This window comes from Paenimyroides ceti (assembly GCF_030409925.1).
The window spans coordinates 1-11456 of record NZ_JAUFQU010000027.1 but is presented as its reverse complement, the minus strand read 5'-3'; the positions used below and the strand labels follow the sequence as shown (position 1 = coordinate 11456).

At 35.0% G+C, this 11456-nt stretch carries 11 protein-coding genes and 2 pseudogenes; 7 read left to right on the top strand and 6 right to left on the bottom strand.

The features are described 5' to 3' along the window. From QW060_RS19845 to QW060_RS19830, 5 genes and pseudogenes are all read left to right on the top strand, one after another. Positions 1–517, top strand: a pseudogene (locus QW060_RS19845) (TonB-dependent receptor plug domain-containing protein); the annotation flags it as partial. Between the two features lie 77 nt (positions 518–594). Next, positions 595–1443 (top strand): outer membrane beta-barrel protein, encoded by an 849-nt coding sequence (locus QW060_RS19840; RefSeq protein WP_397386109.1) that lies wholly within the window; start codon positions 595–597, stop codon positions 1441–1443. Positions 1444–1448: 5 nt separating this feature from the next. After that, the gene (locus QW060_RS19835) at positions 1449–2690 is read left to right on the top strand and encodes an HmuY family protein (protein WP_290364999.1); all 1242 of its coding nucleotides are present in this window, start codon (positions 1449–1451) and stop codon (positions 2688–2690) included. Then, positions 2594–2845, top strand: coding sequence for an HmuY family protein (locus QW060_RS28585; protein WP_397386110.1), 252 nt, complete (start codon positions 2594–2596; stop codon positions 2843–2845). Before QW060_RS19835 ends, QW060_RS28585 begins: the two co-directional genes overlap by 97 nt. Before the next feature lie 8 nt (positions 2846–2853). Beyond that, on the top strand, positions 2854–4122 hold the full coding sequence (locus tag QW060_RS19830; RefSeq protein ID WP_290362127.1) for a T9SS type A sorting domain-containing protein: 1269 nt from the start codon (positions 2854–2856) through the stop codon (positions 4120–4122). Positions 4123–4224: 102 nt separating this feature from the next. On the opposite strand, the gene QW060_RS19825 is transcribed toward QW060_RS19830, so the two are convergent. The 4 genes from QW060_RS19825 to QW060_RS19810 all read right to left on the bottom strand — a co-directional run bounded on the left by QW060_RS19825 (position 4225) and on the right by QW060_RS19810 (position 8219). After that, positions 4225–5844: an alpha/beta fold hydrolase gene (locus tag QW060_RS19825; RefSeq protein ID WP_290362128.1), complete on the bottom strand. Its 1620-nt coding sequence runs from the start codon at positions 5842–5844 to the stop codon at positions 4225–4227. Positions 5845–6224: 380 nt separating this feature from the next. After that, positions 6225–6617: a hypothetical protein gene (locus tag QW060_RS19820; protein WP_290364998.1), complete on the bottom strand. Its 393-nt coding sequence runs from the start codon at positions 6615–6617 to the stop codon at positions 6225–6227. 192 nt (positions 6618–6809) lie between these two features. After that, a complete protein-coding gene (locus QW060_RS19815; protein ID WP_290362130.1) occupies positions 6810–7124 on the bottom strand; it encodes a hypothetical protein in 315 nt (104 codons plus the stop codon). A 201-nt stretch (positions 7125–7325) separates the two neighbouring features. After that, entirely contained in the window at positions 7326–8219 is an 894-nt protein-coding gene (locus QW060_RS19810; RefSeq protein ID WP_290362131.1) for a tetratricopeptide repeat protein, read from the bottom strand. Between the two features lie 201 nt (positions 8220–8420). Between QW060_RS19810 and QW060_RS19805 the strand changes: the two genes are divergently transcribed. Then, positions 8421–9071 carry a TetR/AcrR family transcriptional regulator gene (locus QW060_RS19805; RefSeq protein ID WP_317623161.1) on the top strand — a complete coding sequence of 217 codons (651 nt, stop codon included), beginning with the start codon at positions 8421–8423 and terminating at the stop codon, positions 9069–9071. Between the two features lie 85 nt (positions 9072–9156). On the opposite strand, the gene QW060_RS19800 is transcribed toward QW060_RS19805, so the two are convergent. After that, positions 9157–9783, bottom strand: a complete 627-nt coding sequence (locus QW060_RS19800) for a MarC family protein (RefSeq protein ID WP_290365000.1) — start codon at positions 9781–9783, stop codon at positions 9157–9159. On the opposite strand from QW060_RS19800, the pseudogene QW060_RS19795 reads away from it, so the two are divergent. Continuing rightward, positions 9764–10998 (top strand): annotated as a pseudogene (locus tag QW060_RS19795) (malate:quinone oxidoreductase). The gene QW060_RS19800 and the pseudogene QW060_RS19795 overlap by 20 nt on opposite strands. A 61-nt stretch (positions 10999–11059) precedes the next feature. Here QW060_RS19795 and QW060_RS19785 read toward each other — a convergent pair. Next, positions 11060–11456, bottom strand: a 397-nt coding sequence (locus QW060_RS19785; RefSeq protein WP_290364995.1) for a 3-hydroxyacyl-CoA dehydrogenase family protein, incomplete at its 5' end; no start/stop codon positions are given.

The window sequence follows — 11456 nt, the reverse complement described above, 5'->3', positions numbered from 1 at the left end:
ATATGCGCTAAACGATAGTCTCAGAGGTTATGAATGGCTGCCTAAACTGCAACAGTCGGCAAAAATGACAATGGCTTACACAGGAGATAATTACCGAATCTTTTTTAAATCGGAATATTATAACGAGAAAATCAATAAGTATAGTGAAATCGTTTCACCGGGTTATAATCCTGAAACAGCAACTTACCAGCCATTTTCCAATGATGAAATCATTACCACTAACCGTTATTTCAATCTGTTGAATGCTTCAGGAAATGCAAATTGGTTCAAATATGATGTTTCACTTTCTTATCAGCAGCAAACCCGTTCTGTTGAAGAATATAAATATCTGATTAAAAAGGATGAAAGAACCAATGTGCTGAAATATGATTTTGAAAGCAGAAAGGTATTATACTCCAAAGGTATTTTCTCTAATTTTGTAAAATCAGATTTTTTTGATTTTCAGATAGGATATGAAATCAGCGAAATGAATGGTTTTACTTCTTTCAGAAAGGTTTTTTTGACGGAAAAAATATAGATCGAAAAATAGGTTCTTATGACATTTTCGGATCTGCTGAATTTAATATTACCCCGAAATTTTCAATACGTCCGGGTATGCGACTGCTGAATTCTAATCTTTTTGATCAGGAAATCGCATATTCAGTAAGTGCAAAATACATTCTTCCGAAAGGATATGAATTGAGAGCAGTATATGGAATGTCTCCAAGATTACCTAATTATGAAGAATTATACAGCTACTATTTTGATGCAAATCATGATATACAGGGAAATGAAAATCTGACAACCGAAAAAGGACGATCTGCTTTTCTGCATTTGAAGAAAAGATTTGAATTTAACGAAGGTTCTTATACCAACAGATTATCATTGAGTTTATTTGAGGTTGAAGACAGAATTGATTTAGTCGTTGCCAGTGCACCGGGAGATCCGCTTGTATATAGATATCTGAATGTTGATACCTATAAAAACAGAAACATCTCTTATATGGGGAATTTCAGATACAAGAATTTTGATGCAGGCTTTGGTATTACTTATGGAGCCACTTTGAAAACTTTAAATCAGTCAGAAGATACAAATGATTATCTGTATAGTATGAACCTGAATTTCAATGTGTCTTATAAAATTGAAAAAACCAATACCACTGCTTCCCTTCTTTTCAAATATACCGGACCGGAATATGAATATGTTCAAACGGGTACAGATATTATCAATCCAACTTATACAAGAGGAAAGAGACAGGAGATATCATGGGTAGATGCAACAGTACGTCAGGGATTCTATAACAATAAATTAGACGTAACGGTTGGGGTGCGTAACCTGTTTGATGTTACCCGAATCCGAACTTCATCAGAAGGAGCCGGAGCGCATACTGCTGGTGCCAATACACTTCTTATGGGATATGGGCGCAGTTATTTTGTAAAACTATTATATAAACTATCGATATAAATAAAATGAAATCAATCTTAAAAATAATAGCAGTTCTTTCTTTGGTTTTTACTTTAGGATGTGAGAAAGATAATGAATTTACTCAGGAACCTTTCGTTGTTGCTTTTAAAAGTCAATCGATAGATTATTCTACAATACAGGATAATTATAATATGAGATTGGTATTTTCTGAACCGGCAAAATCTGCTGGTAAAGTATACATTCGCGTATCAGAAGATAATGCTTCGCAAGGAATTGATTACACTACAATACCGCAACAGACTGATCGTATTATTGAATTACCGTTTAATAATAATGATACGGAGGTCTCTTTTATATTTGAAAACCTTATTTATCCTTTTGACAGAGAAGATAAGATGATCACTTTTAAAATAGAAAAAGTTGATTATTCCTTCGCTACAGCTATTCAGGGATATTCTACGGCTGTTATCTCTTTCGGACGGACTTTAGGAGCCGTATTAGAGCCAGAAATAGGAGGACCCAATCAAGCCTATAATGTATATGTAGATTTGAGTACAGAACGCATGACCAAAATAAAAAGAGACAGCTGGGATCTTGGATTCTATTCAGGCAACCTGAACAGAGTCACTATAAATGGATCTATTTATATGGCGGCAAAAAAACTGGAGACTACGGATATGAATGCAGTAACACAGGCATCTGTTCAAAGCATGTTGTCTGAAGTAGCCGTAGGTACTTTTGATGCGGCCAATGCCAATTATGTTGACGATCCTTCAGGCGATATCCAAATGACAGCTATTTCAGAAATTTCATCGGATAACAGTCAGAACTTTGTTTATCTCGTAAATCTTGGATTTCAGCCGGGTACTGAAACGCCTCCTACCGGGAGTGTTGCTGTCAGTGGTACTCCAAGAGGGTTTAAAAAGATGCGTATTTTGTTGGAAGGCGATAACTATGTCTTGCAATATGCAGATTTAAATGAAACTACTTTCAAAACAGTAAAAATAAACAGAACGCCATCGCATAACTTTACGCATTTCAGCTTTACAACCAATAATATTGTAGAGGTAGAGCCTGCAAAAGATAAATGGGATTTAAACTTTACTGTATTTACAGACATTATCGACGGTTCAGGATCATATGGTTATTCAGATTTTGTGATAAACAATCTGAAAGCCGGAGTAAAAGTATACAAAGTTTCCACGGTTTCAAATCGTATGAAGCCTTTTCTGAGGGGGACATTCAGAATAATCTTTTTGTACAGAATCAGGGAGTTATTGGTGTAGACTGGAGAAATGTTTTTGATAAAGTAGTACACGCAGACCGTTATTATATACTTAAAGATATTGAAGGTAACTATTTTAAAATACGTATGCTTCAGATGTTAAACAATAATGGGGAACGCGGATTTCCAAAATTTGAATATCAATTAATTAAATAGTAAACAATATGAAAAAATCTTTACTTACAATTGCAGGAGCATTAAGCATTATGTTCTCTGCAAACGCTCAGACACAGGTAGAAGGGCAGGTAACTATGGGAGCTGGTTATGCAAATAATGTATTTTATAATCTGGCAGATCAGGATGACACCACTATTGCATCCAATACATGGGATATCGCTTTTTACAGAGTTTCTTCACTTGATAAAGGGATCAGAATCAATGATGGTGGCAAATTATCAGTATTTGAAGCATCAAATAACATAGCAGACTGGAGTACTATTTCTGTAACGAATGAAGCAAACTGGACTCAGCTTTATAACAGTGATGCAGCCTGGAATGAAGGTGCTTTTGACAGAGGATCTGCTGCTTTTGGTTGGGGAAATTATAATTCAACGACACATGCTGTGACAGGAACAGTCATTTTTGTAGTAAAAAAACCTGGAGCAACAGGAAGTCCTGCTCAATATACTAAAGTTAAAATAGACCAGTATGCAGGAGGAACTTATACTTTTACGTATGCAAAATGGGATGGAACTGCTTGGGGAGCTGATGTAACAAAAACTGTAGCAAATACTTCTAATACAGGAAAAACATTTAATTATTTCTCTTTTACAACCGAAGATTTAGTGGATTTTGAGCCTGTAGCAACGGAATGGGATTTCTTGTTTACTCAGTATACAACAGATTATCCAAATCCTGGTCAACCTGGTACTACAATACCTTATGTAGTAACAGGAGTTTTACAATCGCCAAATGTGAAAATTGCTAAAACAACGGATGCAACTGCAAATGTAGAAGATTTGTCTGCTAATATCAGTGTCGTAGGATATGACTGGAAAACTTTTACTGGCGGGTCATATACAATAAATACAAATACAAATTATTTTGTAAAACGTAATAATTCAGATGTAGTTTATAAGGTAAACTTTACTCAGTTCGCAGGTTCTTCTACGGGGATTGTGAAATTTAATATAGATAACACGGCTACTTTATCAGTAGAAGAAGTAGCACCAGGCGTTTCATTTGATGTATATCCAAACCCTTCAACTGACAAAATTATAAATGTAGTATATGATATACAAACGGCTAATTCAGCTCAGAATACCATCGCTATTTATAGTTTATCAGGTGCAGTAGTTTATAAAGCACAAGCGAATACACAAAATGGTTTTTACAGCCAAACATTAGACTTAAGCCATTTATCAAGCGGTATGTATATGCTTGAATTCAAATCAGGTGATAAGTCTGAGATGAAAAAAATAATCTTAAAATAGATTTATTGTTGTTAGTTTAGTAGTACTTTTTGTTAAGTTTGAAAAGGTTTCCATACGGAAACCTTTTCTGTTTTTTAGGGACTTAAATAGTGTTACAGTATGTTATTTTAAAAGAAAAGTCAGAAGGATATTGTTAAGCTTTTCTGGTTGCTCAAAAGGGATATAATGCGTTGCATCGGGGATAATCTCAATATCTGAATCTTTAATTGACTCATGTATCAGTTGTGTATGCTCTTTCTTAATCACATCTTCGCTTCCCGCAATTACTAATACTTCATTTTGTATTGAGGCAAGCTGGGCAGAATTGATATGCGGATGGTTGAGCATCAGCCTCACAAGTCGTAACTTTCCTTTTTTCTCTGCGAGTTGTTTTTCAAATTCAGCAAGCAAATCTTCACTGACACCTGAAGGTTCCAGATTCGATCCTATAGTAACTAATTTATTAACCCTATCAGGATGTTGAGAATTAAAAATCAATCCTGTATTTCCACCGTCACTCCATCCGATAATACTTACTTTTTTCCACCCGTTTGATTCAATTACTTTTAGCAGATCAGCAGCAAATAATTCGTAGCTGTAATCGGCCGTAGACATATCGGTACTTCTTCCCTGTCCGCGTGTATCTATTGCAATTACTTCAAAGTATTTAGAAAGTAGTGGAATCTGATTGTAAAAGTCAGATATGTTGCCATTATTGCCGTGTAAGAGAAGTAACGGAGTGCCTTTTCCATAAGATTCATAATATATTGTAGCATCTCCGGTATCAACATATTTTCCTTTCTTACTTTTCCCGTAAATTGTTTTTGCCGCCTGCTCTTTGCTTTGATAATAAGTAGCAAGCATCTTTATTTGAGCATCTTCCGCACTTACAATTTCATCTTCAATATCCTTTAAAACTTCCTTGTCATTATTTTTTTTCAGGTATGCAATTTCCAGACTGGAAATAAATATACCTTCGCTACGCTCCCAATTACCTTGGCTTTGATATCGGAACAGCAGATTTTTTGCAAGTGATTTTTTGGCTGAAATTCCGAAAGAAAAAGCCTCATTTTCGAGTGGCTTATAATCTACAAGCTGCATCGTTACAGCAATTTCATTTTTATTATTAAACACTAATCCGTAAGATGATAAATCTATTTTTTGCCATCCGGTAGCAGACGTTTTAAAAATAATGTTTTCATCGAGAAGCACTTTACCGGGTATATTATTTTTTACTTCATAGATGTTGAGCTTTAATGTAATCTGTGCATATCTTGAGCTGGGAATAATATGAAATTGATACGATTTTAATTTAGTCTTTTCATAGAGTTTGAAAATAGTTCCCTGTTCTATAGTCGGAACATTTTTATCAAACATTTTTGAGAAAGTAAGCATAGGTCTCTTTTTCTGGCCTATTGTTTTTTCTTTCATTTTTTGCAGATTGATCACCATCGTTTCCATAACGGTAGATTCCGGTTCCAAAATAAGATGACTGTTTTTTAGCAGTTCGTTTTTATGCTTCTTTTCATCTTGATAGCCAAACGCACTAAATATGATATCTTCCTTCAGATCATCAGAAATTGTCAGCGTATAATTTCCATTTTCATCGGATACAGCACCCGTGTCTGAATTTCTGATTCCGATAGAACAATAAGAAATGGGTTCTCCATTATGGTTTTTTACAGTACCACGGATTGTAGTTTGCGCATTAGCCATATAGTTGATTGCAAACATACAGAACATTAAAAAGAGTTTTTTATACATAGGGTTATTGTTATTGAGTTAGGCGTAAATTCACATATATTTGAGCATAAAAATGATCTACAGTTAATAATGTATACAGTACACATGAATTGCAATGATCATATCTGTTCATATACTTAACGATGCGGAAGTTATGGATAGTCTGGGGAGATAACAGTAATTCGGATATTCTATTCTCTTGTTGTATTAACATGGAAACCACCAGTGCATATAATAAAGCCTGCCATTTTTGAGAAAAACATTGATATGTCCGTCAGAAAAATTGTCAGCATCTTCTCTGAGTTGTATAATCTGTAATCTACCTTCGCCCTGAACCTCTATATCCTCTATCTGATCTACGGCGTTTGGAAATAACTTTTTTAATTTGCGCAGTTTTGTAAATCGATTGAGTTTAACGTTTTTATATCGGATGTAATTTCTTCGGTAAATCTGAACACATCAACGGCTACTTTATCTCCGCTATTTTCAAAGCGTGATCCGTCTTTATATAAATATTTATCCTTAAGATCTTTTGTAGCATCATCATTTTCAAAAATATAACTACAGGGCTGGACGTCAACCAAAAGATGGATGCTGTCACTTGTACCAAAATATTTTTCAAATTCAGAAAAACTGAAAAAACGTTTTACTTTGCCGTTAAATGTCATTTCATTGACATCAAATACCTCTGCGAGCGGTGGTCTATTTTGTGCCGATACAATTTGTTGTATCAATCCAAACATGATCAGCAGGCATGATAATAAATGTTTCATATCTTATATTTATTGCCCCAATTGTATAAGCTAATTTAAACTTTAGAACTCAAACTCAAACTGTTGTTTTCTTAATACTATTATAAAATAATTTCAGTGTGAGATTCTACTGGCTGTTAGAAAATTTGATCTTATAAAAATGGATTATCGAAGACTATCAGCTGTTGTAAAAGGAGTTCATTAAATCTGTTTTTAATGTGAAAGCTTTGCTTTTTCAGCTTTCCTCAATATCCCCAAAGCAGTCACCTCTTCGTTTTCTGAATTTATTTTATCAGGAGTATTTACGGCTGTAATAGCATTTAAATCAAAATCAGTGATTCTTAATTTTCTTGAATATTCTACACTGACATTTTGCGTGACCGGGATCCAAACATACGGAGTCAATCGCCTGTTTTTTAATATCCTCATCTTTTTTGCTTTAGGAGTATATATATCGCGTTTTACAGCCGGGCAACTTAATAATAATACCGATGTAAAATAATAACCGAGTAAAAAGAAGTGTCTCATATGAATTCTATTATGGTAGCCATTTATTTACATTCGGATGTCCGATAAACAAAATTGCCGTTATTTCACCGCTACAGGCTGTTAACGAATTTATGTGGGCAGTGGTCTTAGCTATTATGTTTGTATTTTGTCTATAAGAAATAAACGATAAAAAGAATAAAAAAATAATAAAGTGTTTCATCGGGAATTTTATATCAATAATTACTTTTGAGTAAGCTTTTTTATCATCTCTGCTGCATTCTCATTTTTTGGATTGAGCAAAAGCGATTTTTTATAGGCTTTCAAAGCGGCTTTTCTTTTATTCATCTTCAATAAAATTTCGCCGTAGCTGTCAAAAGTATTGAACGCAGACGGATACAGTTTTGTGTTCAGTTCCAATACTTTGAGCGCTTCCTCATACAAGTTTTTATTCATCAATGTATATCCGAAATTATTGATCGCCTCCTCGCTCGCATTATAGGCAGAAAGAGATCCATTACTATGTTGATTTTTAATTTCAGCAATGGTCTGATCAATGGACTGTGTCTCTGCATAAAACGCTTCAATGGTCTTTTGATTCATAAGACGTTCCTTTTCTTCCTGTTCAGCCAGAGTCTCTACACTGTAATAGCGACGCTCTTCATCTGTCACTTTTGAAGCATCTATTGTATAGCGTTTCCATTTACCATTTGTTGTAGCATCCTGAATGAATTGTGTCCCGTAAATCTGAGGTTGGTTTTTACGCATCAGATCCCTGTCAACAGCTGCTGCATACCAACACCGATTAAGACTCCCGTCGAGATCAAGTGCCGTTTTAAAACTTTGTACAGCAAGGGTAGAAGATACCGTATCATTACCGTGCTGAAATATAATTCCTGCATTAAAATGATCTTTGGCTGTATTTACTTTACCCTGAGCCATCAGTTCATGAACCCTCAAACGTCTCAGACTGTCTTCTTTATTAAGCATTTGCCAATCAATGTCTGACATGTTTCTTGCGCGCTGATCGGCATCTGCAAGCTGCTGTAATTCAGTATTGTCATTTTGTGTGTATCCCAGGTATCCTATAAAAAATATCATACTCTGAATGAACATTTTGTGTATATTATACATCATATAAATTATCTTTTTTAGTTCAAAATTTTCTCATTAGGATATAATTGCTGAAATTTTCACCTTAGATGGACTGATTACAAGAAGTATTCCAATTTGAGTATGTCGTTCTTGATTAATAGTATCTGAATAGCGTAATAGCGGATACAAATATAGATACAAGACACCATTTGGTGTTTTAATTTATTCTTAAAATTTAGTAAATTGCATGTTCAATACAAGATGATGGAAAGAAAACCAGCTGCAGGAAGCATACGCAACAAGGAACGGAGCAAAAAGAAGTTTTTAGATGCTGTAGGTCAAATTCTGATGACAAAAGGGTGTAGTGCTCTTAAAGTAAACAACATTGCAGCAACAGCGGGCTTAGATAAGAAAATGATTTATACTTACTTTGGTGGTACTGAAGGGCTTTTGGATGCTTATATACAATCACAGGATTTTTGGAGTAATGTAAAGGTCGATCCATCGATTCCAATTCAAGATGGTGGGAAAGTACTCACTCAAAAAATGTTGCAATCACAATTTGATTATGTAGATAAAAACAAAGAATTGCAAAAGCTATTGCTTTGGCGGTTATCAGAAAAGCGGACCACATTAAAAAAACTTTCAGATCGTCAGGAAGCAAACGGAGAATATTTATTCAGTACCATTACTGATCCTCATTTCAAGTCACATTCAGAGCAATACAGAGCTGTCATTGCGATATTGATATCAGGCATTTATTATCTTAATTTATATAGTAATGAAAACGGAAGTGTTTTTTGCGGATTAGATATGAAATCTCCCCAGGATCGCGATAAGATAAAAGAAGCCCTGTCTTTTATAATTGATAGTACTTATAAAAAATATGAATAGAATACTTTTAGAAACCAAAAGGGCAATAAAAAAACAGCTGTAAATTAAAATTCACAGCTGTTTTTTACAATAGATTTTATAGTTATTACTCATTTATTCTGAAGATAACCAATAGTGAGTTAATAATATACTGAACACCGATCGCTAAAACCAGAAAACCAATAATTCTGGAAATCGCTACAATACCGGAAGCACCTAATAATCTGGAAATATAATTAGCACTTTTTAAAATGAGATAGATACTTATAGCAGCACCGAGAATTGCTGTGGCAATAATGCTTTTATCTGCTATTTCAGGATAATCCTGATACATTGCAATTAGTAATGACATCGCACCCGGACCTGCCATAAGCGGTATCGCTAAAGGCGTCACAGCTATATCACTGCGTTTTTGAGCGTCGTTGGTAACTTTCTTGCTTACGCCTCTTTTTTTACCAAACGATCCGGATAGCAATCCGAAACCAGAAGTACAGATTACTATTCCTCCGGCGATGCGTAATACATCAATACTAATCCCGAAAAATTTCAAAACATATTCGCCAATCAAAAAGGAGATCAGCAGAATAATGAATACATTAACAGCTGCCCAGAATGCTGTGCGGTTCCGCATTTCTTTAGTGTCATCCTGAGTCAGACCTAAAAAGATAGGCACTGTTCCGATTGGATTCAATACGGAGAATAAAGCGGCAAATGTGATTAAAAATAAGTTCAGCTTCGAAATTTATAAACCCCACTTCACACATGATTTTGTAATTGGAGAAAAAGACAGCGAATATCTTAAAAAACGTTTTTTAGCACTCCAAAAACATCCATTGTTTACAGGGATGGAATTTACTGAAGATTCTGAACTGATCAAGCAATGGGCTCCTCTGATTATGAAAGAAAGGGATTCCCGTCAGAAAATTGCGGCTACAAAAATTGATATTGGTACTGATGTAAATTTTGGTGCTCTTACAGAAGAGTTAGCCTCTAATATGGAAAAATCATCTAATATGCGGATAGAATTTAACCATGAGGTTATTAATATTAAACGAAATAAAGATGCTACCTGGAGAGTAACCGTAAAGGATCTCAAAAATAATATTTTGAAAAGCATTCATTCAAAATTTGTTTTTATTGGAGCTGGCGGAGCCACCCTTCCTTTACTTGAAAAAACCAACATCCCAGAAGCAAGAGGTTATGGTGGTTTTCCGGTGAGCGGTGAGTGGCTTGTATGTAATAATCCTGATATTATTGCACAACATGCAGCAAAAGTATACGGCAAAGCTTCTGTTGGCTCACCTCCGATGTCGGTACCTCATTTAGATACACGAATCATCAATGGAAAAAAAGAACTACTTTTTGGTCCGTTTGCCGGCTTTTCTCCAAAATTTTTAAAGAATGGCAAATGGACTGATCTTCCGGAATCTTTTAATTTTTACAACCTAAGACCTGTTTTAGAAGCAGGGCTTGATAATATACCGCTGACAAAATATCTTATAGAACAGGTTGTCTTGACTCCGGAACAACGTTTAGAGGCTTTAAGACAGTATATGCCTACAGCTCAAATGAAGGATTGGGATCTTAAGATTGCCGGACAAAGAGTACAGGTGATAAAACTTGATGATACTACAAAAGGCGGTATTTTACAGTTTGGAACGGAAGTGGTAACCGCTTCAGATGGGAGTGTAGCCGCATTATTAGGCGCGTCACCGGGTGCGTCTACGTCAGTATCTATTATGCTTAAAGTAGTAGAAAAATGCTATGCAGATAAAATGAAAACACTGAGTGGCAAGCCAAGATGAAAAAAATGATCCCTTCTTATGGTAAAAAGCTTTCTGAAAATCTTGATATGGCAAATGAGATCAGAAAGTACAATGCGGAAACTTTGGGATTGATTTGGAAAGAAATTGATACCAATAAATATAATATGAAGGTAGATCAATAAAAATAAGATATGTAATTTACTATATAGAAGTAAAGTAGAGGCTGCATTAGCAGCCTCTGTTTTATTTTAGAAAATCTTCTTTTTTATATTCGGGATTAGGATATTGGTAAAAACCTTCGCCTGCCGCAACACCTAATTTTCCACTATCTATAAAATTCGTTTTGAGGTATTCTACCGTTTTGATTTTTAAAGGATCTTTTGTAGAATCTGCAGCCATTTTATTGATGTTATATGCAGTGGTAATCCCTACAATATCAAGAATACCAAAAGGTCCCACCGGAGCACCGGTTGCTACCATCCATGTTTTGTCTATTGTAGCTACATCAGCTACGCCTTCCACCAATAGATTGGTCGCTGCACTTAGGAAGGGTACCAACAACGAGTTTACAATATATCCGGGTTGTTCCTTATGTAACGGAAGAGCGACCATACCTATTGATTTAGCAAATGAAACAACC

Bases quoted from the DNA above. Each gene is read 5' to 3' on its own strand.
- QW060_RS19820 (WP_290364998.1), bottom strand. From the start codon at position 6,617: ATGAAACATTTATTATCATGCCTGCTGATCATGTTTGGATTGATACAA.
- QW060_RS19830 (WP_290362127.1), top strand. From the start codon at position 2,854: ATGAAAAAATCTTTACTTACAATTGCAGGAGCATTAAGCATTATGTTC.
- QW060_RS19815 (WP_290362130.1), bottom strand. From the start codon at position 7,124: ATGAGACACTTCTTTTTACTCGGTTATTATTTTACATCGGTATTATTA.
- QW060_RS19825 (WP_290362128.1), bottom strand. From the start codon at position 5,844: ATGTTCTGTATGTTTGCAATCAACTATATGGCTAATGCGCAAACTACA.
- QW060_RS19840 (WP_397386109.1), top strand. From the start codon at position 595: ATGCGACTGCTGAATTCTAATCTTTTTGATCAGGAAATCGCATATTCA.
- QW060_RS19835 (WP_290364999.1), top strand. From the start codon at position 1,449: ATGAAATCAATCTTAAAAATAATAGCAGTTCTTTCTTTGGTTTTTACT.
- QW060_RS19810 (WP_290362131.1), bottom strand. From the start codon at position 8,219: ATGATGTATAATATACACAAAATGTTCATTCAGAGTATGATATTTTTT.